Annotated in this window: 20 protein-coding genes and 1 riboswitch; of the genes, 9 read left to right on the forward strand and 11 right to left on the reverse strand. The window is 69.3% G+C overall.

Translation table 11 applies throughout. The features are described from left to right. Window positions 1–6: 6 nt before the first annotated feature. Together VMV28_01495 and eif1A are read right to left on the reverse strand one after the other, a co-directional pair. Window positions 7–1,512 (reverse strand): NAD(P)H-hydrate dehydratase, encoded by a 1,506-nt coding sequence (locus VMV28_01495; GenBank protein HUZ79284.1) that lies wholly within the window; start codon window positions 1,510–1,512, stop codon window positions 7–9. Window positions 1,513–1,518: 6 nt separating this feature from the next. Continuing rightward, window positions 1,519–1,959: a translation initiation factor eIF-1A gene (gene eif1A, locus VMV28_01500; protein ID HUZ79285.1), complete on the reverse strand. Its 441-nt coding sequence runs from the start codon at window positions 1,957–1,959 to the stop codon at window positions 1,519–1,521. Between the two features lie 102 nt (window positions 1,960–2,061). On the opposite strand from eif1A, the gene VMV28_01505 reads away from it, so the two are divergent. Next, on the forward strand, window positions 2,062–2,589 hold the full coding sequence (locus VMV28_01505) for a pyridoxamine 5'-phosphate oxidase family protein (GenBank protein HUZ79286.1): 528 nt from the start codon (window positions 2,062–2,064) through the stop codon (window positions 2,587–2,589). Here VMV28_01505 and VMV28_01510 read toward each other — a convergent pair. Next, the gene (locus VMV28_01510; protein ID HUZ79287.1) at window positions 2,586–3,428 is read right to left on the reverse strand and encodes an amidohydrolase family protein; all 843 of its coding nucleotides are present in this window, start codon (window positions 3,426–3,428) and stop codon (window positions 2,586–2,588) included. The two genes, VMV28_01505 and VMV28_01510, sit on opposite strands and share 4 nt — an antisense overlap. A gap of 95 nt (window positions 3,429–3,523) precedes the next feature. Here VMV28_01510 and VMV28_01515 point away from each other — a divergent pair, with 95 nt between their 5' ends. Next, window positions 3,524–4,825, forward strand: coding sequence for an FAD-dependent oxidoreductase (locus VMV28_01515; protein HUZ79288.1), 1,302 nt, complete (start codon window positions 3,524–3,526; stop codon window positions 4,823–4,825). Between the two features lie 313 nt (window positions 4,826–5,138). On the opposite strand, the gene VMV28_01520 is transcribed toward VMV28_01515, so the two are convergent. From VMV28_01520 to VMV28_01530, 3 genes are read right to left on the reverse strand one after another with little or no spacing between them, the layout of a single operon-like run. Further along, window positions 5,139–6,137 (reverse strand): electron transfer flavoprotein subunit alpha/FixB family protein, encoded by a 999-nt coding sequence (locus VMV28_01520; protein ID HUZ79289.1) that lies wholly within the window; start codon window positions 6,135–6,137, stop codon window positions 5,139–5,141. Then, window positions 6,134–6,931, reverse strand: coding sequence for an electron transfer flavoprotein subunit beta/FixA family protein (locus VMV28_01525; GenBank protein ID HUZ79290.1), 798 nt, complete (start codon window positions 6,929–6,931; stop codon window positions 6,134–6,136). The genes VMV28_01520 and VMV28_01525 overlap by 4 nt, the downstream gene beginning before the upstream one ends. 14 nt (window positions 6,932–6,945) lie before the next feature. Continuing rightward, window positions 6,946–8,094 carry an acyl-CoA dehydrogenase family protein gene (locus VMV28_01530; GenBank protein HUZ79291.1) on the reverse strand — a complete coding sequence of 383 codons (1,149 nt, stop codon included), beginning with the start codon at window positions 8,092–8,094 and terminating at the stop codon, window positions 6,946–6,948. 60 nt (window positions 8,095–8,154) lie between these two features. On the opposite strand from VMV28_01530, the gene larB reads away from it, so the two are divergent. The 3 genes from larB to VMV28_01545 are packed head-to-tail and all read left to right on the forward strand — an operon-like array spanning window position 8,155 to window position 11,202. Beyond that, the gene (gene larB / locus VMV28_01535; GenBank protein HUZ79292.1) at window positions 8,155–8,931 is read left to right on the forward strand and encodes a nickel pincer cofactor biosynthesis protein LarB; all 777 of its coding nucleotides are present in this window, start codon (window positions 8,155–8,157) and stop codon (window positions 8,929–8,931) included. Window positions 8,932–8,959: 28 nt separating this feature from the next. Next, window positions 8,960–10,240 carry an SLC13 family permease gene (locus VMV28_01540; protein HUZ79293.1) on the forward strand — a complete coding sequence of 427 codons (1,281 nt, stop codon included), beginning with the start codon at window positions 8,960–8,962 and terminating at the stop codon, window positions 10,238–10,240. Between the two features lie 56 nt (window positions 10,241–10,296). Continuing rightward, entirely contained in the window at window positions 10,297–11,202 is a 906-nt protein-coding gene (locus VMV28_01545) for a hypothetical protein (protein ID HUZ79294.1), read from the forward strand. Window positions 11,203–11,237: 35 nt separating this feature from the next. Here the strand turns inward: VMV28_01545 and VMV28_01550 are convergent, their stop codons facing one another. From VMV28_01550 to VMV28_01560, 3 genes are all read right to left on the reverse strand, one after another. Continuing rightward, window positions 11,238–12,215, reverse strand: a complete 978-nt coding sequence (locus VMV28_01550) for a hypothetical protein (protein HUZ79295.1) — start codon at window positions 12,213–12,215, stop codon at window positions 11,238–11,240. 138 nt (window positions 12,216–12,353) lie between these two features. Further along, complete coding sequence (locus VMV28_01555; GenBank protein ID HUZ79296.1) at window positions 12,354–13,295, reverse strand: hypothetical protein; 942 nt, start codon at window positions 13,293–13,295, stop codon at window positions 12,354–12,356. 3 nt (window positions 13,296–13,298) lie between these two features. Next, window positions 13,299–14,459 (reverse strand): hypothetical protein, encoded by a 1,161-nt coding sequence (locus VMV28_01560; protein HUZ79297.1) that lies wholly within the window; start codon window positions 14,457–14,459, stop codon window positions 13,299–13,301. A 119-nt stretch (window positions 14,460–14,578) separates the two neighbouring features. Between VMV28_01560 and pyrF the strand changes: the two genes are divergently transcribed. Beyond that, a complete protein-coding gene (gene pyrF, locus VMV28_01565; GenBank protein ID HUZ79298.1) occupies window positions 14,579–15,421 on the forward strand; it encodes an orotidine-5'-phosphate decarboxylase in 843 nt (280 codons plus the stop codon). Here the strand turns inward: pyrF and VMV28_01570 are convergent. Together VMV28_01570 and pdxS are read right to left on the reverse strand one after the other, a co-directional pair. After that, entirely contained in the window at window positions 15,387–16,550 is a 1,164-nt protein-coding gene (locus VMV28_01570) for a glycosyltransferase (protein ID HUZ79299.1), read from the reverse strand. The two genes, pyrF and VMV28_01570, sit on opposite strands and share 35 nt — an antisense overlap. 30 nt (window positions 16,551–16,580) lie before the next feature. Next, window positions 16,581–17,522, reverse strand: coding sequence for a pyridoxal 5'-phosphate synthase lyase subunit PdxS (pdxS, locus tag VMV28_01575; GenBank protein ID HUZ79300.1), 942 nt, complete (start codon window positions 17,520–17,522; stop codon window positions 16,581–16,583). 166 nt (window positions 17,523–17,688) lie between these two features. Continuing rightward, a riboswitch (TPP riboswitch) is annotated at window positions 17,689–17,797 on the forward strand. 28 nt (window positions 17,798–17,825) lie between these two features. On the opposite strand from pdxS, the gene VMV28_01580 reads away from it, so the two are divergent. From VMV28_01580 to VMV28_01590, 3 genes are read left to right on the forward strand one after another with little or no spacing between them, the layout of a single operon-like run. Beyond that, on the forward strand, window positions 17,826–18,986 hold the full coding sequence (locus VMV28_01580) for a hypothetical protein (protein ID HUZ79301.1): 1,161 nt from the start codon (window positions 17,826–17,828) through the stop codon (window positions 18,984–18,986). Further along, window positions 18,950–20,599: an ABC transporter permease subunit gene (locus VMV28_01585; GenBank protein ID HUZ79302.1), complete on the forward strand. Its 1,650-nt coding sequence runs from the start codon at window positions 18,950–18,952 to the stop codon at window positions 20,597–20,599. The genes VMV28_01580 and VMV28_01585 overlap by 37 nt, the downstream gene beginning before the upstream one ends. Continuing rightward, a complete protein-coding gene (locus VMV28_01590) occupies window positions 20,586–21,557 on the forward strand; it encodes an ABC transporter ATP-binding protein (GenBank protein HUZ79303.1) in 972 nt (323 codons plus the stop codon). The genes VMV28_01585 and VMV28_01590 overlap by 14 nt, the downstream gene beginning before the upstream one ends. The last annotated feature ends 67 nt before the right edge of the window (window positions 21,558–21,624 follow it).

Consider the following 21,624-nt stretch of genomic DNA (forward strand, 5'->3'; position numbering starts at 1 on the left):
GCGCGCTCAAGCCGCGCGCTCGATGCGGGAGAGCCCCCCGACGAGCGCGTGGGGGACCTCCTCGATGACGTCCGTGGCGACGAGCCCGAGGCCTTCCCGAGCCGCCGCGCGAATGCCGGCCTCGCCCACCCAGTAGCTCGCGAGCCGGGTGGCGTGCAGCGGGGAGACCCCCTGGGCGAGCAGGCTTCCCAGGACGCCTCCCAGAACGTCCCCGACGCCGCTGACCGTGGCGGCGGGATGATGGTGGTAGTTCTGGAACGTCCGGTCTCCATCGGTGAGAATGTCGGGGTCGCCCTTCACCAGGAGCACGATGCGCCGATCAAGCGCCGCGCGCCGGGCGTGCTCGATGCGCTCCGAGAGCGCCGCGTCGCTCGGACCGCTGAAGTATCGGCGGTACTCGCCGGCATTCGGGGTGGCGATCAGGCCCGGGCCGGGCTCGCCGATGGTCCCGGCCTTGGGAGAAGGCAGGGCACCGAGGGCGTCCGCGTCCACCACGAACGGCGTCGTCGCTCGCAGGTGCTCGAGCACCGCGGCGAGGGCGGCGACGGTCTCGGGATCTCGGCCCGCGCCCATCCCCATCACGATGGCCCGGGGGGGCGCGGTGCGGATGAACTCCAGGATCGCCGGAACGTCCGCGGGTCGGAAGTGATCGGTCCCGAAGGCGCGGACGACCAGGTTCGGGCTGAACGACTGCACCGCAAGCGCCGCGCTTCCCGGGGTGAGCACCGTGGCGCGCTCCGCGCCCGAGCGCAGCGCCGCGAGGCCGGCGAGCGCGGGAGCCCCGGCGTACGGCCCTCCACCGATCACGATGACGCGGGCCGAGCGGCCGGCCTCCTGAACGGCCCCCCGGCTCCTCGGCAAGAAATAGAACTCGCCGGGCCCCGTGCGCAGCCAGGCGTCCGCCGGGATGCCGATGTCGCGGACGATGATCTCTCCGGAGTTCTCCGGGACCATGCTCTCCTTGAGGGCGGTGAGGGCTACGGTCCAGCGGGGGCGCAGGCCGTCCGGGCTCGAGATCCCCGTGGGCACGTCGATCGAGAGGATCGGCACACCACTCGCCTTCGCCTGCGCCACCGCCTCCCGGTACGGCGGACGCAACGGTCCGGTCTGCCCGGTACCGAGCAGCCCGTCGATCAGCATCGTCAGGTTCGCGAGCTCTTCCGGCCGCGGAAGCCGCAGATGGATCATGCCGCGGCGTTCGATTCGCTCGAAGCACCGTCGGGATGCGCGCGAGCGGATCTCCGTCGCGGGCCGAACAAGCCAGGCCTCGGCTTGGTAGCCCCACTGGGAGAGGTAGTAGCCCGCGGCCATGGCATCTCCTCCGTTGTTGCCCATCCCTACGAGGATCCCGACCCGGGAGGGCGGGGCGGAGAGTCGACGCGCCGCCTCTTCGGCGACCGCGCGTCCCGCGTTCTCCATCAGGGCGTCGATGGGGACCCCGAGGGCGACCGCGTTCTCCTCGGCGACCGCCATCTCGAGCGAATCGATGCGGGGGGCGGCCGGGGCCGTCATCCTGGTTCAGGTGGCCGTGGGCGGGACCGAGTCGGAGGGAGGTGCATCCGGCGCGCCGAACAGATCCATCGAGGCGGGCAGGAGCTTGCGGCGCGAGAGGTACTGCGCCTGGGTGCGGCTGTAGCGGAAGATGATGTCGGCCTTTCCTTCCTGGAATCCCCACGGGCGCACGACGAGGAGATCGCCCTCTCGGATCCACATCTTCTTCTTCATCTTCCCCGTGATGCGACCCATCCGCGAGATCGAGTCGTCGCACATGACCTGGATCCGCGCGGCTCCGAGCAGTCGGCTCGCGATGCCGAAGGATTCGCCCCGGCTCTTCCGAGGCAGCGGGAGTCGGCCGACGTCTTCGCCGCTTTCGACGAGCTCGACGGTGGCGGGAGCCGCTTCGGGTTCCGAGGGAGCCGGAGCTTCGTCGGAAGCGTCCGGCTTGGAGGGATCGGTCACGCCCTAACGAGACGGGGTGGGTATGTAAGTCCTCACGTCCGCTCTCCGGGGAGCGCGGATCGGCGGACCGAAGCCTTTAGTGCCGGGGCCGATGGGGGGAACGTGGTCGTCCGTCTCGAGTCTCGCGCGTTCGCGGAGAGCGCCGTACGGGCGAGCCTCGCGCACATCCTATCGGAGACCGCGATCGCCTCGATCTCGACCGTCGCCCCCGGACACCGGGCGCACATCAACACCGCGTTCGTCGCCTACACGCCCGATCTCGAATTCTACTTCATCTCGGATCCGGCGTCCACGCACGCCCAGAACCTCCTCCGGAACCCGTCCATGGCCCTGACGATCTTTCGCTCGACGCAGCGCTGGGGCGGCAACGACCGGGGCGCGCAGCTGTTCGGAAAGGCGCATCGGGTCTCGGGCGCGGCGGCGAAGACCGCGAGCCGGGTCTACGCGCGCCGGTTCCCCCGCTACGCGCAGTACCTGCGCGGGCGGACCCCGCAGGACCGGCTCCTCGCGGACGGATTGAGAACGCTCGCCTTCTTCCGCTTCGCTCCCGATCGCGTCCAGGTCTTGGACGAGGGGCGGTTCGGGGCCGCCACGTTCGCGAGCGCCTCGGTCCGCCGTACCCGACGCTAGCGGGGACGGAACACGCGGCGGGGATTCTCCTCGAGGATGCGCCGCTGCGCGTCCTCCGGCAGCCCCAGGGCGCGGAACTGCTCGAGGTTCTCGCCGATCCCTTTGACCCCGGGCCCCGGCCAGTCGCTGCCGAAGAGAACCTTGTCCGAGATGCGGGGCAGGATGGGAAAGTACTCGAGCAGCCTCGTCGGAGGGACGCCGGAGATCTCGAGCCACACGTTGGGGAACCGCCGAGCGAGGTAGACGGCCTCTTCCGTCCAGAACGGACGGCCCCCATGGGCCAGCACGATCGTCAGCTCGGGATAGTCCAGGGCCACGTCCTCCAGGAGGAGCGGGTCCCCGAAGCGACTCCGGGCGCGGGGAAAGATCGACGTGCCCGTGTGGAATATCACGGGGAGCGTGTGCCGGGCGCACGCGGCGTAGATCTCCGAGAGGCCCGGGTGTCGGCCCTCCGCGTAATCGTTGGGACGGAAGAGCTGGTGCGGGGGGTGGAGCTTCAACGCCCGGATGCCGAGCGCATCGACGAGGTGGCGGATCTCCTCCGCCGGTTTGGGGTGATCGGGCGAGATCCCTCCGACCGCGATGAGCCGATCCGGGTCGGCTCGGGCGTACTCACTGACGAACGCGTTCGCCTTCTCGGTGTATCCGATCACTTCCGGTGCGACGTAGTTGACCAGCACCGCCCGCTCGACCCCGGAGCGGTCGAGCATGTCGAGGAAGAGGCGCGGTTCGTGGACCAGCCGCGCGACCTGGGGATCGATGTGCCCGATGAGCTGGAGCGCGTCCGGGCGCATCTCCCAGATGGGGTTGATGTGGACATGGCAGTCCGTGACGTCCATCGGAGCGCCTCGACCGCCGCCGAAATATAAGCGCGAACGGACGCGGGCCCCGGTCGAAGACTTATCATGTCGCGACCCGTCCGCGCAGCGGACCGATGGCGGACGACTTCGACGTGATCGTGGTCGGCGCCGGGATGGCCGGCAGCCCCGCCGCGATCCGCCTCGCGCAGGGCGGAGCGCGGGTCCTCCTCCTTGAACGGGCCCCCGAGGCGGGAGCGAAGAACCTCTCGGGCGGCGTTCTCTGGGGGCGCGATCTCGACCGGATCCTCCCGGATTGGACCGCGCAGATGCCGCTCGAGCGGCACATCGTGCGCAAGCGATTCGGTTTCCTGACCGAGGATGGAGCGCTCTCGGTCGACTTCGACGACGAGCGCTGGAAGCGAGCGCCGTTCGCCGCGCACACCGTGTTGCGGGCGCGAACGGATGCCTGGCTCGCGAAGAAGGCAGAGGAGGCCGGGGCGACCGTGGTCACTGGGGTCCCCGTCGACGGCCTTCTGTGGGAGGGCACGCGGGCCCGCGGGGTGCTCCAGGGCGGGGAACCGATGACCGCCCCGATCACGATCGTGGCCGACGGGGCGAACTCTCGCGTCACGCTCGGGACCCCGATCCGGCCGGCGAAGCGCCTGGAGTGGAGCGCCACCGAGCTCGGCATCAAGGAAACATATCGGCTCCCCGCCGAGCGGATCGAGGAGCGCTTCCAGCTCGGACCGGGCGAAGGGCACGCGGAGGAGTGGGTCGCCGGCATGCTCCCTCCCGGCGTCATGGGGGGCGGGTTCCTCTACACCAACGCCGACACGTTGTCGATCGGCCTGATCGTGAACATCGGATCCATGTACGGACAGCCTACGCCCTCCCACGAGCTGATCGAGCGGTTCCGGATGCATCCAACGATCGCCGCCCGCTTGAAGGACGCCGAGCTCGTGGAGTACGGAGCGAAGCTCATCAGCTCCGGCTGGGCGAGCCGGCCCGCGGCATTCTCCGGCGAGGGCTGGATGGTCACGGGGGACGCGGCGGGATTCGTGTTCTCCAACGGGATCGTCATCCAGGGCATGAACTACGCGATCCGAAGCGGGCTCGAGGCCGCCGAAACGGCGCTCGCGGCCAGGTCGGCGGGCGACGCATCGGCCTCTCGGCTATCGGAGTACGACCGGCGACTCGAAGCGACGGGGATCCTGCACGACTTCCGGGAGTTCGAGAAGATGGACCGCGTGAAGTGGAACTCCCGCTTCTACGGGGTCCATCCGAAGCTCGCGATCGAGATGTTCCATGCGATGCTATCGGAGTCCGGGGAGCCGAAACGCCACCTCCGCGAGCTCCTTCGCGCGGCGCGCGCCGCCTCCGGCGACTCCCGAATGGACCTCGCGCGCGACACGCTCGACCTCGCTCGATACTTCTGAAAGGCGCCGGAGCGTGCCTCAAGACCCGAGGCCGGTCCGATCTCGACCACCGGCTCCCTGCACGTCGAGACGTTCGGAGCGATCCGAAGCTCCTCCACGCCGGAGGCGAAGTAGGACGGACGAGGAGCGGACAGCTCATGCTTTGCGCGTTCGGCTGCCGAGTTCTCCCCGACGGTTAGGTGTGGATCCCGCTCGGGAAGCGGGTGTTCGACACCACACTCTAGCGCCTCGGCTACGATGTGGAGACCACCCGGCTGCGCCACGTGAATGGGAGGTGCCAGGGTTTCCTCTACGCCGGTGAACGGCGAGCCCCTCAATTCGCCGGGAGACCCCGGACGCGTCGGATCTCCTTCGTGAGCGCAGGGACGATCTGGAACAAGTCCCCGACGATGCCGTAGTCGGCCACGCGGAAGATCGGGGCGGTGGAGTCGTTGTTGATGGCGACGATCACTCGGGAGCTCACCATGCCCACAATGTGCTGGATCGCTCCGGAGATCCCCACCGCGATGTAGAGCTGCGGAGAGACGGCCTTGCCCGTCTGGCCGACCTGGAAGGAACTCGGCCGCCATCCCGCGTCGGTGACGGCGCGGGAAGCTCCGACGGCCGCTCCGAGCGAAGCCGCCAGCTCCTCGACGAGGCGGAAGCCGTTCGCGTCCCGAACCCCGCGGCCACCCGAGACCACGATGGAGGCGTCGGAGAGCGCGGGCCCGGCCGACGAACCGGCCGCGGCAACCTCGCTCCGTCGCGCTGCCAGTAGGGGGTCGGGAATCTCCGGGCCGGAGTCCGGCTCGGTGGTGGCCGTTGCCGCGCCTGCGGTGGGCTCGGCGAACGCATGGGGACGGATCGCGATCGCGATGCGCGGCCCGGTAAGGCGACGGGTCTCGGTGGCTCGGCCCCCGTAGACCGGTCGGCGTACGCGGAGCGCGCTCGCATCGGCCCACGTCGCTTCCGTCACGCCGTTCGCCGCCGCCGCGTTCCATCGAACGGCCAGGCGGCCCGTCAGGTCCCGACCGAATTCCGTTCCGCCGGTCACGATGACGGACGCGGAGACCGCCTCTGCCGATGCAACGACGCTCACCGCGATCGCCCCGGCCCCCGCCGCGTCGAGGCGCGGGTCCTCCCGGGTCCGGATGCGCGTCACTCCGAGCTCCCCGAACTCCGTCACCGAGAGGGCCAGCGAACTGCCCGCGAGGAATCCGACCACGGAGCCTTCGGGGCCCGCGAGCCCGAGCGCAACCCCGACCGCCTCCCGCGTCGCGGAGGTGAGATGGCCGGAAAGCCGCTCGCCGACGACGAGGATGGAGGGCGTCATGGGAAGACCTTCGCCTCCTCGCGCAGGATGCGGACGAGCGTCTCCGCCGCCTCTTCCGGGGACTTGTACTCGATCATCTTCGCGCCGGTGCGGGCCGGCGGGAGCTCGAACCGTTCCGCCACCGAGCGGGGTCGGGCCGCCTCTCCGAGCGCGGCCGAGACCTCGGCCCAGGGGATCTTCGCGATCGGCATCTTCCGGGATTTGAGGATGTTCGGCAGTTTCGCGGTCCGCGGATCGTTCCACGCCTGCTGGAGCGCGATGGCGCACGGGAGGGGAGCGGTCCAGCTCTCGACGCCCTCCTCGGTCGCGCGCTGGAACGTGAGAGACCCGGTCGCCGAGTCGACGCGAAGGTTGACGACGGTGCCGAAGTCCACGATACCTAGGGACTCGGCGATGGCGGCCGTCACGAGACCTTCCTCGTCATCGCCCGCCTGCTTGCCTCCCAAGAGGAGCTCGTGCGGGACCCGGGCGAGCGCGAAGGCGAGCGCGCGGGCCACGATCCCGGGATCGTCCGCCCCTTCCGCCGGCGATTCGACCCAGGTCGCCTCATCGACCCCGAGGGCGAGGGCGGCGCGCAGGACCTCCTCAGTGCGGGGCGCCGGACCGAACGCGAGCGCCCGTACCTTCGAGCCGGGCGTCGCCTCGCGGAGGAGGAGCGCCTGCTCGATCGCGGACTCGTCGTAGCCGGCGAGCACGAACTTGACGCCCTCGGCGTCGAGCTGGGTCCCGTCGGCTCGGGCGCGCAGGCGGGTCTCCGCCTCCGGTACCGGCTTGATCAGAACGGCGATCTCCATCGGCTACCCCGGGCCTACGCGTACGCTCGCAGCAACTCTTTCGAGATGACGATCCGCTGGATCTCGTTCGCGCCCTCATAGATCTGGGTGAGCTTCGCGTCGCGCAGGAGCTTCTCGACCGGATACTCCTTCATGTAGCCGTAGCCGCCGAAGATCTGGATTGCGTCGTCGGCGACGCGCATCGCGGCGTCGGAGGCGAAGCACTTCGCGATCGCCGACTCGAGCGATCCCCGCTCTCCCCGGTCGATCGTCACGGCGGCCTGCCAGGTGAGGAGCCGCGCGGCGCGAATGGACTGGACCATGTTGGCGAGCTTGATCTGGATCGCTTGGTGCTCGGCGATCGGCTTGCCGAACGAACGGCGACCGAGCGCGTACTTTGCGGCGTGGTCGAGCGCCGCCTGGCCGATCCCGGTCGCGAGCGCGCCGATCGGCGTCCGGGTCTGGTCGAGCGTGCGCATCGCGATCGAGAACCCTTCGCCCTCGGCGCCGAGCCGGTTCGCGACGGGCACTCGAACCCCCTCGAAGTGGACCGTGCTGGTAGAGCTCGCGCGGTGGCCCATCTTGTCCTCGTCCTTTCCGGGAGCGACCCCGCGAGTGTCGCGGGGAACGATGAACGCGGTGATCCCTTTGTGGCCGAGCTGCGGATCGATCGTCGCGAAGACCGTGTACAGCGAGGCGTGGGGGGCGTTGGTGATGAAGCACTTCTCCCCGTCGAGGACGTAGTGATCCCCCTCCTTTCGCGCACGCGTCTTCAGCGCACCGGCATCGCTGCCGCCGCCGGGCTCGGTCAGGCAGAAGGACGCGAGATGGTACTCCGCGCAGAACGGCGTGAGCCATTGCGCCCGCTGCTCCGCCGTCCCGCCGAGGATGATCGGTTCGAGCGCGAGGCAGTTGGCGATGATCGAGGTCGTCATGCCCCCGCAGCCCTGGGCGAGCTCCTCGACGATCAGGCATTGGTCCATGACCGAGAGGCCGCTGCCGCCGTACTCGGTCGGCACGTTCAGGTTCATCAGTCCAAGCTCCCAGCCCCTGCGATAGATCTCCTCGGGGAAGCGTCCGGCCTTGTCGCACTCCGCGGCATGCGGCGCCATCTCGGTCCGCGCGAACTTCCGGGCGAGGTCCCGGAGGCTTTCCTGTTCCGGAGTGAGTGAGAAGTCCGGCATGGGGGGCCGCCGGGCGCGACTACTAGCACCCGATATATCACAACTTGGGTCGTGGAAGTCGTGACCCGACGTACGGAGCCCCGGAAAAGCTCACCGACCGAGCTCACGGTCGGCGGATACGCTCGCCTCGATCGCGCGCGGACGCGACGCACCGGGGTCCCCGAGATAGTGCTCGCGGAGGGCAAGAGCGCCGAGCATCTGGTCGGCATCCTTCGTGCGCTTCACCGAAAGGGGGAAGGCGCTATCGTCTCCCGCCCCACCCCCGCTCAGCTGCGACGTCTCCGGGCGGAACGGGCGACGGGGCTTCCCGTCCGGGAGCTCGCGGGCGGACGGGTGCTCCGGCTCCTCGGACCGCTGCATGTTCACTACGCACGGGGACCGATCGCGCTCGTCACCGCGGGGACGAGCGACGTGGTCATCGCCGAAGAAGCCCGGGCGGTACTCAACGAACTCGGGATCCGGACCGTGACGGCCTACGACGTCGGAGTGGCGGGGCTGCACCGCCTCCTGCGCGCCGTGAGGAAGCTGGAGCGCCATCGCCCTCGGTGCTACCTCGTGTTCGCGGGACGAGAGGGAGCCCTCGCCACGGTCGTCGCGGGCCTGGTCCGCGCCCCCGTTGTCGGGGTCCCCGTCTCGGTCGGCTACGGCCGGGGCGGCGCCGGGGAGGGCGCGCTCTCCTCGATGCTGCAATCGTGCGCGCCGCTCGCCGTGGTCAACATCGACGCGGCCGTGCCGGCCGCTCTCTTCGCCGCGCATCTGCTCACTCGCCTCCGCCCCGAGCGGCCCCGCGCCGGAGACACGGAACCGCCCACTTCCGCCCGGACTCCTAAGACCTGAACCCTCGCGGAGGCTCGGGCGGAGGTAGATGGTCGAGCCGGGGGCGTGGGGAGCCATCGCGGTCTTCGCGATCGCGCTCCTGCTCGTCGCTCGATGGGAGCGCTACCGCGCCGCGTTCGTGCTGGGCGGGGCCGTCGCGGTCATCGCCGTGGGCTGGGTCCCGCTGCCATCGCTCGTGCCGTCGGGCCCCGGGGGGAACGCCGGCGCGGTTGATTGGAACACGCTCGGCTTGATCGTCGGGGTTCTCCTCTTCGCCGGCCTCCTCGGCGCCCTCGGGCTGTTCCGCGCGGCGGCCCACGCGATCGCACGTCGGACGGCCGACCGCCCACTCGCCCTCTACGCATCCCTGGTGCTTCTCACGGCGGTCCTGAGCGCGTTCGTCAACGCGGTCGCGGTGATGAGCCTGCTCGCCGCCGTGACCCTGGAGATCGTCCGGCGCTTCGGGCAGAACCCGATCCCGCTGTTGCTCGCCGAAATCGCGGCGGCGAACATCGGGGGGACGATGTCGCTCGTCGGGAATCCTCCGAATCTGATCCTCGGCGAGTACTTCGGCTACACGTTCATCGACTTCCTGCAGTATGCGGCCCTGCCGGCGCTCGCCGCACTCGCCGTAACTCTGTACCTATTCTCGCGAAGGGTCGACCGAACCCCGCGGGAAGCTCCCGCCTCCGCCGTACCCTTCCGTGCGGAGCATCCGCCCCTTCGATTGGCCGCGGCGGTCGGGGCGTTCGCGGTCCTGTTGGTGTTCCTATCGGTACCCGGGGCCCTCGGGATACCCGTCTGGCTGATCGGCGTGCTCGGCGGGCTCGTGGCGCTGGCGCTATCGTTCCCCGTCTACACGACCCGGGTGATCCGCTCATTCGATGGGGAGATCGTGCTGTTCCTGCTCGGGCTCTTCATCCTCGTCGGGGCGCTCGTAGGCACCGGCGCCGTGAGCGCGATCGCGGATGGGCTCGCGTCGATCGGGACCCGAAACCTCCTCGTGATGGGTTCGATCCTGCTCTGGGCGCTCGCCCTTGCGTCGGCGTTCATCGACAGCGTTCCCATGGCCGCGGTGGCCGGGCCGCTGATCGCCCGGCTTTCCACCGACACGGGGCTCTCCGCAAAGCCCCTCGTGTTTGCCTCGGTCTTGGGACTCGGCATCGGCGGGAGCGGCACCCCGATCGGGTCCGCCTCCAACATCGTCGCGCTCTCGGCCGCGCGCCGAGCGGGCGTGACGATCACCTGGCCCACCTATCTCAAACGCGCACTGCCGTACACCTTCGCCGCGTTGGCCATCGCCAACCTCCTCTGGCTCTTCCTATCCTAAGCGGACCGCGGGGTGCGGGGGTAGTCTATTTGAGACCCTCCGTTGGTCGTGGGGCCATGCGCGGACGGACGGCGTTCCTCTCCGAAGAGGCGGAGCAGGAGGAGCGGGAGGGCCGCGATCGCCTCGAGGCGATCGACGGCAAGCTGCGCATCCTCCACCAGCGCCGTCAGGACCTGGTCGACCAGGTCCGCGAGCTCGCGGCCGAGCAGAAGGCCCTCTACGATTCCCAGCACGGTCCGCAGGCCGCCGCCGAGCAACGCTACGAGGAACACCGCCAGATGGGCCGGGAGATCGCCCGACTGCGCGATGCACGCAACGCGGCCCGCGCGAAGCTCGACGAGCTCACCGCCCGCACTCGGGAGATCCGCTCGGAGATCCCCGCGAGCGAGCGCGCGCGGCCCGAGCAGGTCCGCAAGGAGATCGCCGAGCTCGAGCTGCGCCAGCAGACCCACGCGTTCCCCGTCAAGGAGGAGAACGCGCTCATCGCACGGATGCGCGAGCGCAGCCAGTTCCTCAAAGAGCTCGAAGCGCACGCCGCGGTGCTCGCCGAACACGAGAAACGCTTGAAGGAGGCGGAGACCGCGATGCGGGAAGCGCGGGGCGAGGTCAGCCGCCTCGGCTCGGAGACCGTTCGCCTGAAGGGCGACCGGGACGCGAAGCTCGATGAGGTCCGTTCCAATCTCGTCGCCCAGGGCTCGGTCGTTGCGCAGATGCGAGCGAAGGGTCTGTTGCGCCGCCAGATCATGGAGAAGCTCGATTCGGTGAACCGGGAGTTCGCGACCCTCGACCGTGAGGCCGTGCAGCTGGTGGATAAGTCACGCCAGCGCCGGGAGGAGGCGCGCGACGCCGCGCGTCGGTTCGCCCCCCAGCGGCGCGGAGCCGGGCCGGAAGAGGTTCGAGCCCGCGTGGCAGAATCGACCCTCGAGCAGCTGAAGAAGCACGGTCGGGTCACGCTCCGCTAAGCGAGGCTCGCTCCGAGCGCCTCGGGCGGGCGCGGTCAGTACCCGCCGCTTCCGGAGGACCCGCCCGTGTGGCTCGGGCCGGGATAGATGTTCAGGACCGTGACCACGAAGACGAGGGTCTGCCCCATCACTTCGGCGTTGAAGTTCCAGACCTGGGTGTTCGTAGCGGGGCTGATCGAACTGACGATGAACTTGTTCGCGCTGCAGACCGTGCTCGCCGAACTCGGCAGCTTGCCCAGGACGAGTCCCGCCTGGCTGGGGGCGAGCAGGCTCGTGAGAGTGATCGTGCCCGCGCCGCCGCTTGCGGTCGAGATGTTCGTCACCTGCTCGGGGTACCCGTACGGCGAGGCGAGCTGACCGAGAGTGGGATGGTACTGGACGACGACCCAGCTCGCGTTCGCGCTGAGGACGAAGTCGGTCCAACCGTACTGCGGGTCAGCGAACTGGGCCCCCGTCGCGGCGGTCGCGTTGGGATATTGCGTATGGAAGGTGGACAGCGCGATGAGGTTCGTGGCGGGAATCGTGTAGACGAGCGGGCTGCTCTGGTAGCACCCGGCCTGCCCGTTGCCGTAGCCGAGCGACGGCGGGATCGAGATCCATTTGCTGACGTTCCCGGTCATCCCGAGCATGCCCTTCCAGAACCCGGTGATGACCGTGTTGAAGGTGGTGTTGTGGACCACGTAGCCGCCGGATGGAGCGGTGGGCCCGACATGGACGCCGAGCGGCGTGTAGGCCGCTTGCGATCCTCGATTGGCGAATTCGAGAGATTTCTTCAGGTTCGAGTTGTTCGCGACGCTCCAGAGCGACGTGTCGAAGATCGCACCGGCCTGGGGACCGCTTCCGAAGTAGCCGACGTAGTTCACGGTCACGTTGTCGCCCAGTTCGACCGAAAGGAGCGGTTTCGTCGGGGAGAGCTTGGAGTGGTAGTAGAGGTAGGCCCCGGCTCCGCTGGCGGCCACGATGACGATGGCCATGAAGACCGCGAGGGGCCAATACGAGTACTTGTGGGCCATTGAGTTCTAGTTCCGTTGGAAGGTGGGGGTCAGTTCGTCGCTGGTCTCGTCACGTGATCGGAGAGACAGGTGGTCTTCATCCCCCCGCCGCCGAGTGTCGAGGTGGTATAAATGTATCCAATCGGCGGGCGGCTTGGGTCAGCCGTCCGTGAGGGCGGAAGCGCGGCGAAGGCGGCCCATGATCGGCTCCTCGACCACGCCGTCGTCCTGCAGGCGGGCGAGGATGGTCTCCGCGGCCTCCTCGGAGAGGCCCCGCTCCGCCAGGCGCTGACGCAGCTCGCGGTAGTCCGCATATCCGTCCATCGACCCATCCGCGAGCTCGTCCATCACATCGAGGAACGCCGACTCGTTCGCGCGTTCGGACGCGCTCGGGGCTTCTCGGCGCCGGTGGGCTGGGGCCTCCACCCGTGTCACCCGAACGGTCGCCGGGATACCGGGCGCGGCCGAGGGGGACGGGGCGCGGCCCTCGATCGCAGGGAGCAACAGCTTCAGGGTCGTCCGGAAGGCGGAGCGGTCGATGGCGGGGTACCGCCGGATCGCCTCCCGGGCCGCCCGCAGCCCCGCGGCGCCGATCCCTTCCGCTCGCAGGTTCGCATCGGGGACCATCGGCTCCTTCAGGAGCCGTTCTACGAGCTCGAGTCGATCGAGGCTCTGGCTCAGCTCATCGAGAAGCGCGACCCGCAGCTGACCCTCGTCCAGCGGGCGTAGGGCTTCCGCCCGAATCGAAACGTATCCCGTTCCGTCGTTCCCGCGGTAGAGATGGACCTTCCCGGCGACCAAGGCCGGCTGGGGCGTCGTGATCGCGCGCAGCTGCGCCATGGCCCGCGGCTGGAAGCCGCCCGCCGTCACGGCCACCGTACCGGTGGGGTCGGTGAGGCGGGAGCGCCAGAACGGCTGGGCGGGATCCCGGCCGATCGACTCCGGCGGGCTCAGGGTCCCCGCGATGAGCACTCGGCTCATCCGCGACCCGTACGGGGAAAGCAGGTACGTGGCCGCTCGCTCCCCGGTGCCGCGCTCCTCTTGGAGCGCGGCCAGGATCTCCGCGACCGTTTCCCGCCAGGCGGTCTCGCGCAACGCCATCGTCTAACTCCCCAGCCGAGCCGCGAGCTCGCGCGCGCGCGTCGGGACCTCGATGGTCACGCGCTCGATCGATTCGGGGTACACGGTCAGGCCGAAGTCGTCCTTGGAAGCCCGGCCCCGAACGCGGACATGAGTGCCAAAGGTCGCCTCGAAGAGCTGCTCCTCGAGGAGCGTCGGGTCCGGCGCGTCGCGCAGGCGGGCGAGGGCCCCTTCGAGCGAGACGCCCCAGAGCATCTCGGTCCCCTCCCGGGCGGCGTTCACGGTGGCCGAGCCCGAGCCGTCATCGACGACGAACCGTCCTCGCAGATCGGCGACGCCCTGGACGGCTCCGTGCGTGGGACATATCCCTCCGGCGACGGCGCGCTTGCAGGTGGGGCATCGATAGACGAGGCCGCTCGGGGGAAGGAGCCCGAGGATCACGCCCTCGAGCGCGATCGACTCTCCTCCGCCCGCTTCCTCGATCTCGGCGATGGGGCGGGGTGGGGTCGAGAGCACCTCCGCCGGCTGGGGCAGATCCGCGCCCTCGATACGGGCCACGACCGAGCGCTCATCGAGATTGAGTTGCGGGCGGTTGCGGAACATGCGCACGTATCCTCCCGCGATGCGCACCGTCTGGCCGGCCTGGAGAGCGAAGTCGCTCCACGAGGTGAAGGCGATCGAGCCGCTCCGGTCGGCGAGGAGACCTTCGTAGATCGCCCGCTGCTCGGTTCCGACGGTGACCGTGCGCGGGGAGATGCGCACCACTCGGCCCTCGATGCGGAATCCCTCATCGGAGGCTCCCAGCTCGCGGATCTTGCGCAGAGGAATGTCGTCGCCGTCGACCGGCGGGAGCTCGAGCTCGCTCGCCGGCGCGACGCGCGTGCGGTAGCCGAACGAGACCTCGGGCCGTCCCCGAAACTCGCGGACCTGAGCGTTCACGGCGCGCAGGACCGTTCCACGGTCGACGCCCTCGGCCGGAGGTTCCCACCACGTGAACCGGACGGTCGCCGTCCCGTCGCTCAACAGGCCCGAGAGGAACGTGCGACGCCGACCGTCGGCGGTGTTGGTGTACTCGCGACGCTCCACCGTCACGACGCGTCCCAGGATCTGGACGGGGGCGTCCGTCGGTCGCAGGTCGCGCAGCCGGGTATCGGTGGGTGAGGCGGGCTCCGCAGCTTCCGTCACGTTCGTTCTCTCGCGGTCGCTCCCCACAGCGGGTCTTGATAAAAACCCGACACCGCGCCTGAACGCTGAGCTCTCCGAGGGGGAGTACGCCTTATCGGGCCGGCGACGATGGACCGAACGTGCCTGCCCCGTTCCTCGACCGCCTCGACCATGTCCTCTGCGAGACCAATTCGCTGGTGTCGGTGGGGCTCGATCCGGACCCGGCGCGAACGCCCTCCCCCCTGCGCCGGCAGAGTCGGACCCGTCAGCTCGATGCCTTCCTCGGCGGGATCGTCGGGGCCACGCGCCCGTACGTGTCGGCGTACAAGATGCAGCTCGCCGCCTACTGGAGCTACGGAGCGGCAGGGTTCGGCGCCCTGGAGCGTGTCGTCCGAAAGATCGGGCCGAGCCGCATCAAGATCCTCGACCTGAAAGCGAACGACATCCCGAACACCATGCGCCTGCTCGCCGACGGAGTGTTCGATGCCTTCGGGTTCGACGCGATCACCGTGACCCCGTGGATGGGCTGGGAGAGCCTTGTACCGGTCGCGGCCCGTCCCGATCGGGGCTACTTCGTAGTGGCCCACACCAGCAACCCCGGTTCCCGGGACTTCCAGGAAATCCGCCATGGCTCCTCGCCGCTGTGGATCGAGATCGTTCGGACCGTGGGCAAGCTCGCGCGCAAGAGCGGAAACGCCGGCGTCGTCATCGGGGCCACCGATCCTCGAGCGGTCGCGCGGGCCCGCGCCGCGCTCGGCGAGCGGGGCGCGATCCTTCTTCCCGGGATCGGTGCGCAGCGCGGGGATCTCGCCGCGAGCATCTCGGGCGGGGTCGACCGCAACGGCCGCGGGCTCCTAGCGGCGGCTTCTCGCAGCATCCTGTACGCATCCTCGAAGAGCGACTGGCGGGCGGCCGCCGGCTTCGAAGCGCGACGCCTGCGCGACGAGATCAACGATCTGCGAGCACCTCGGCGTAGAGCTTGAGGAGCTGGCCGGTCACGGTCTCGACACCGTAGCGTTGCTCCGCGCGTTTGCGCGCGGCGGCAGCCATCCGAGCGCGCATCGCGTCGTCGTCGAGGATCTCCCGAATGCGGGCGGCCAGATCGGAGGCGATCAGCGGTTCGGCGAGGAGTCCCTCCTTCCCCGGCTCTATCACCTCTCGGACCCCGGGCATGTCCGCCGTGACGACCGGGAGCCCCACGGCCATCGCTTCGGCTACCGCGAGCCCAAAGCCCTCGAGCCGGTTCTGGGAGGGAAAGACGAACAGATCGGCCGCGCAGAGGTACCGGGGCAGGTCGACGTCCGAGACCTCCGTCAGGAATCGCACGCGGTGGGGGACGCCGAGGCGGTACGCGAGTCGTCGGAGGTACGCGAAGCGGGGGCCGCTGCCGATCGCGAGGAGTACCACGTCGCTGGGCAGCTCGGCAAGCGCCCGCAGGATCACGTCCACGCCCTTGTGCGGGACGAGCCGACCGGTGAATGCGAGCACTCGCTTTCCCTCGAGCGCGAAATCGCGGCGGATGTCGGAGGCGTCGAGGCCGGGCCGGAATCGATCGAGATCGACGACCGAGGGGATGATCTCGAGGGGCCGTCCGCGCAGGACGGCGGAGGTCATCCCATAGCTGCGCGTGTGGACGATGATCCGATCGACCCGGGCCAGCGTGCGGGTCAGGAAGATCCGCTGGAACGCCTCCGTGAGGACGCGACCCCAGGGGCCCGGGAGGTAGAGATCGCAGTGGTACGTGAGGCAGATCGGGACCGGGCTCCGCTGCAGCGCGCGGACCGCAAAGTACGAGGTGAGCGGTGGGGGGTAGTGCAGGTGGACGATGTCCGCCTTCAGCCCCTTGAGCACGCGGCCGACCGCGGGATCGATCGGAGTGTTGAGGAGGACCGCTCGGCAGGGCGCTCGGGCGATCCGGTACCCTTCGAGATCCTCCTGCGCGGGTAGGTCGGGATCGAAGCGCGCGGTGAGCACCACCACGTCCTGGCCCTGCAGCGCGAATCCCCGTGCGAGCTGGCGGACGTGCGTCTCGACACCCCCGGCGTGGGGATAGAAGAACGGAGTAACGAGGACGATGCGCACGGGCTCCTCCGATAGAGCATCGGAGGTCACTTAGGTAAAGGGCGCGGTCGAATGGACTGACTAGGCCTCGGTGACACCGGGGCGTCGGGGCGCGGCCGGTTGCGACTCGCGCGCTTGGAGCAACTCGGAGTCCGGCACGCCCGCGAGATCGAGACCCTTCATCGGTTCCCCGAGCCCTTCCGAGACGCGGGCGAGCACCTCGGGCTGATCGAAGTGCAGCGAGGCCTCCACCACCGCGCGCGCGACCTTCTCCGGGTGCTGGGACTTGAAGATCCCGCTCCCCACGAAGATCCCGTCGACCCCGAGGAGTCGACAGAGCGCGGCATCCGCCGGAGTCGCGATCCCTCCGGCTGCGAAGTTGACGACGGGCAGGCGTCCGAGCGCCCGGACCTCTTCCACGGTCGAGGGCAGCACCCGGGCCTTCCGGGCCCAGAGCGCGGCGTTCTTCTTGGTCATCTTGCGGACGAGGGCGATCTCCGAGCTGATCTGGTGAATGTGGCGGACGGCCTCGATCACGTTGCCCGTTCCGGCCTCGCCTTTCGTGCGGATCATCGCCGCGCCCTCGTCGATGCGGCGGAGCGCCTCCCCGAGGTTTCGGGCGCCGCAGACGAACGGTACCTGGAACGCCTTCTTGTCGACGTGGTAGAAGGGATCCGCCGGCGTGAGGACCTCGGACTCGTCCACCATGTCGACTCCGAGCGACTCCAGGATCCGGGCCTCGGAGGTGTGGCCGATGCGGCATTTGGCCATCACGGGAATCGTGACGCGAGCCTGGATCTCGCGAACCTTGAGCGGGTCGGCCATGCGGGCGACACCGCCCATGGCCCGGATGTCCGCGGGGACCCGCTCCAGCGCCATCACCGCGACGGCCCCGGCCTCCTCTGCGAGCGAGGCCTGTTCCGCGTTGGTGACGTCCATGATGACGCCGCCCTGCTGCATGCGGGCAAAGCCGCGCTTGACGAGCTCCGTGCCGAACCGAAGCTGGTCCATCGAATCGACCATCGCGCGACGCCCCTCTACCGCATAGACTCGCGAGGTGTATATCACGTTAGACCGGCACGCCGCCGGCCCTCGTGGGTCGATACGGGCGTCGATGAGCGACGAGCCCTCCCTCGACCCGCACGCGAACCGGTCGTTCTGCAAACGTTAATGCCGCGGGCGGGATAGTCTTCCTCGCAGGGGGAGCTGTGAACCGGCTGAGAGGACGAGCACGCCTCGTCGACCCCAGGAACCTGCACGGGATAATGCCCGCGAAGGGAACGCGATGGACGAAGTAACCATCCTCTCCGCCGGTTCGCCGGAGGAATGAGTAGCGCACCATCGAACGCGGCCGCGCCGCCACGGCGATTGCGCCGCCCGGGCCGCGCGAGCACGATCATCCTGATCGCGGCGGTCTCGGTGGTCGTCGTCGTAGCCGGTATCGGCCTCACGCAGTACTACCTCACCCCGACGCCGACCCTGACGATCTACACGTATTCGAGCCTCTTCGGCGGTACGTGCGGTGCCCCTGCGTTCTCGAACGTCTTCGGGACCTTCGAGGCGGCGCACCACATCCGCATCCAGGTCGAGTGTCCTTCCGGAGATCTTGCGAGCACGCTGCTCGCGCAGAAGAACTCGCCCGGAGCGGACCTCGTGATCGGGCTGGACGAGATCACCGCGAGCCAAGCCGAGAGCCAGTCGCTGCTCATCCCGTACGTTTCCCCCGCGCTCGCGACCGTACCGGCCTCGCTGGTCCGGGACCTGAGCCCGGATCACGCGGTCACCCCGTACGAGTACGGCTATCTCGGCATCGACTACAACGCTTCGTTCCGCACGATCACGAACGGCGCCATCGCGAACTCCTCGTTCCTGAACTTCTCGCAGAACTCCACCTGGGCGCGCCAGCTCCTCTACGAGAACCCCACGACCGACATCACGGGGGAGGAGTTCCTGGCATGGGAGATCGAGTTCTACTCCGCGATCCTGCACGAGAACTGGCAGAGCTTCTGGCAGCAGGTCCTTCCGTACGCTCCCAGCGCGCCCGACTGGTCGACCGCGTTCAACGAGTTCACCTCTCCTCCGGGAAACCCGCTCGCGGTCGTCAGCTACACGACCGACCCGGCCTACGCGATCGACAACCCCGGCCTCGGGGCGTTCAACACGACCGTGACGAACTGGAACCACACGCTCTACGGTTGGCAGACCATCTACGGGATCGGGATCGTCGCCGGGACGCAGCACCTCTCCCTCGACGAACAGTTCATCAACTGGTTCCTGAACGGGACGGTCCAGAACGAGATCCCGCTCAACGAGTGGGAGTACCCGGCGAACCGGACGGTCCCGCTCCCCTCCGAGTACCGCGGACTGATCGACCCGAACTCGATTGTGCCGCTCAACGAGTACACGACCCCCTCCGCACTCGCCACGAACATCGCGAACTGGCAGAACGAATGGCAGACCCTGGCGAACCAGTACGCTCCGCCGTAGGCGCTCGGGAGGCCTGGCCGGTCCTCCCGATCATCGGCTACGTCCTCCTCTTCGCGCTCCTCCCCGTCGCCTTACTGTTCAGTCAGGGGCTCTGGGTCGGAGGCGGGGCCGGGTGGATCGATTCGCTCACGCAATCCCCGCTGAATCGGCAGGCGTTCGAGAACTCGCTGGAGCAGGGAAGCCTGAGCGCCGTGCTCGCCGTCGCCATCGGCTATCCGGCCGGTGTGTTCCTGGGCCGCTACACCTGGCCCGGCCGCTCCGCCGTCCGCGCCTTCCTGCTCGTCCCGTTCCTCCTCCCCTCGATCGTGGTCGTGCTCGGCATCCTCGATCTCTTCGGTCCGTCCGGCACCGTATCGAGCGCGGTACCGGCCTTCGGGGTCCTGGGCCACGGCCTTCCGGCGATCGTCGCGGCGAACCTCTTGTTCAACGTCCCGATCGTGATCTTGTTCACGGCGCTCGGATGCGAGAGCGCCTCCCCGGAGCTGGAGGAAACGGCGGCGACCCTCGGGGCCGGTCCGGCGCGAGCGTATCGAGACGTCTGGGGCCCGGGATCCTGGCTCGGGGCGGCGGCCGGTGGATTCCTGACGTTCCTGTTCAGCGCGGTCGCCTTCGCGACCCCGCTCGTCCTGTGCGGAGCGCGATGCTACACGGTCGAGGCCCGGATATGGTACCTCGACCAGTACGGGTTCGATCCCACCGGTGCGGCTCTCCTCGCCCTCGCGCTCTTCCTCTTCCTCGTGATCCCGACGGCGATCTACCTCGTGCTCCTTCACCGGCTCCGCTCGTCGAGCTCGTCGGTCCGAACCCGACCACGCCCGGGACGCGTCCGTTCGCCCCTCGCCTACGCGCTCGCCGCGGAGACGATCGCCCTTCTGGGAGCGGTCGCGTTCTTCCTCGGGACGGTGCTCTACCGTTCGTTGAGCCCTCCGGGAGGAGGGACGTTCGGCGCTCCGTGGACCGAACTCTTCGGTCCCACCGCGACCAACCTTCTCGGGATCCCGCTGGTCCAGGTCCTCGCCAACACCCTGTTCTTCGCGGCGGTCGCGGCGACGATCGTGCTCCTCCTCGGGATCGTGGCCGGCTACGCGCTCGGAGCTCGGCCACGGCTCGGCACGGGCCTGTCGCTGTACCTGTTCCTCCCGCTCCTGATCTCGCCGGTGCTTCTCGCGTTCTCGCTGGCCGAGTTCTGGCGGCCCGTGCTCGGCGGGGAGTCGACCGTGTGGATCCTGATCATCGTCAGCCAGTCCATCCTGGCGCTCCCGTTCGCCCTCCTGAGCCTCCAGATACCTCTCGCCGGGCTCTCGCCCACGGCTCGAGATTCCGCACGCGTGCTCGGGGCCCCGGCCTGGATCGCCTACCTCGACACCGATCTCCCCCAGGTCCGTCGCGGACTGTTGACGGCCGGGCTCTTCGCCTTCGCCTTGGGACTCGGGGAGTTCACCGCGACGTACTTCCTCGTCACTCCGAACTTCACGACCCTGAGCGTCGCCGTGTACGATCTCCAAGACCTGCGCCAGTTCCCGCTCGCAGAGGCGGCCGCGGGGCTGCTGCTCCTGGTCAGCCTCGCCGTCTTCGCCGCGGTGAACTATGGAGGCCACCGTGCCGAGCTCTGATCCTCCCGTGCTCGAGGTCGAGGATCTCTCGGTCTCGCTCGGTCGGACCCCGGTACTGGATTCGATCTCCTTCGAGGTCGCTCCGGGCGAACTATTGTCGCTGATGGGCCCGAACGGAAGCGGAAAGACCACGCTGCTGCGGACCATCGTGGGGTTGGAGCACCCCGCCCGGGGCGCCGTCCGGCTCGACGGGAAGGATCTTCGCGATGTGCCCGTCCACCGCCGAGGCATCGGGCTGCTGCTTCAGGAAGCGGCGCTCTTTCCGCGCCGGACCGTGTACGAGAACGTGGCCTACGGCCCGCTCGTTCAGGGGCGCCCGCTCTCCGAGGCGGACACCGAGGCCCGCCGGGCCCTGGAACTCGTCCGGATGCAGGGGTTCGAAGAACGCGATCCGGCGACGCTCTCGGGAGGAGAGCGCCAACGGGTAGCGCTCGCCCGCACGATCGCGGCCCACCCCCGGGTCGTGCTGCTCGACGAGCCGTTCGCAGCGATCGATGCCGGGGTCCGGGCCGGCCTGCGGGGGGAGTTCCGTCACGTGCTCGCGGAGCGGGGGATTGCGGCGGTCCACGTTACCCACGATCGGGAGGAGGGCCTCTTCCTCGGGGATCGGGTCGCCATCCTGCTCGAGGGTCGACTGCGCGCCATCGGCGCGCCGGCGACCGTGTACGACGAGCCGCCGGACGTCGGCACGGCCCACTTCCTGGGATACAACCTCCTGCCGGAAGGTCCCGGCTGGGTGGCGTTCCGACCCCAAGACGCGCGGCTCGACCCGGTCGGTTCGGTGGGCCTACTGGTCGACGTTCTCGCCGTGGGGTTCACGGGTCGTGGCTCGCTCGTGGTCGTGCGGTGCGCGAGCGGAGAGCGGCTCGAGGTCGAGCTGGATGGCCATGCGGCACCGCCCCGTCCCGGGGAGCGCCTCGCGCTGAGCTGGGAGCGCTCGCTCCGCTTCTCCCGGTGACCGTCGGCCCGGGGAACCGCTCTCGCAAGGAGGTGGACCACGTACCGCAGAGCCCAAGAAGGGTCGC

The sequence above is a fragment of the Thermoplasmata archaeon genome, from assembly GCA_035532555.1.
GTDB lineage: Archaea > Thermoplasmatota > Thermoplasmata > Lutacidiplasmatales > UBA184 > Lutacidiplasma.

Coding starts and splice junctions, on each gene's coding strand:
- VMV28_01555 (HUZ79296.1), bottom strand. CDS start 13,295: ATGGCGTTGCGCGAGACCGCCTGGCGGGAAACGGTCGCGGAGATCCTG.
- VMV28_01495 (HUZ79284.1), bottom strand. CDS start 1,512: ATGACGGCCCCGGCCGCCCCCCGCATCGATTCGCTCGAGATGGCGGTC.
- VMV28_01550 (HUZ79295.1), bottom strand. CDS start 12,215: ATGGCCCACAAGTACTCGTATTGGCCCCTCGCGGTCTTCATGGCCATC.
- pdxS (HUZ79300.1), bottom strand. CDS start 17,522: ATGGTCGATTCGATGGACCAGCTTCGGTTCGGCACGGAGCTCGTCAAG.
- VMV28_01540 (HUZ79293.1), top strand. CDS start 8,960: ATGGTCGAGCCGGGGGCGTGGGGAGCCATCGCGGTCTTCGCGATCGCG.
- VMV28_01545 (HUZ79294.1), top strand. CDS start 10,297: ATGCGCGGACGGACGGCGTTCCTCTCCGAAGAGGCGGAGCAGGAGGAG.
- VMV28_01530 (HUZ79291.1), bottom strand. CDS start 8,094: ATGCCGGACTTCTCACTCACTCCGGAACAGGAAAGCCTCCGGGACCTC.
- VMV28_01585 (HUZ79302.1), top strand. CDS start 18,950: ATGGCAGACCCTGGCGAACCAGTACGCTCCGCCGTAGGCGCTCGGGAG.
- VMV28_01520 (HUZ79289.1), bottom strand. CDS start 6,137: ATGACGCCCTCCATCCTCGTCGTCGGCGAGCGGCTTTCCGGCCATCTC.
- VMV28_01515 (HUZ79288.1), top strand. CDS start 3,524: ATGGCGGACGACTTCGACGTGATCGTGGTCGGCGCCGGGATGGCCGGC.
- VMV28_01510 (HUZ79287.1), bottom strand. CDS start 3,428: ATGGACGTCACGGACTGCCATGTCCACATCAACCCCATCTGGGAGATG.
- VMV28_01580 (HUZ79301.1), top strand. CDS start 17,826: ATGAGTAGCGCACCATCGAACGCGGCCGCGCCGCCACGGCGATTGCGC.
- VMV28_01525 (HUZ79290.1), bottom strand. CDS start 6,931: ATGGAGATCGCCGTTCTGATCAAGCCGGTACCGGAGGCGGAGACCCGC.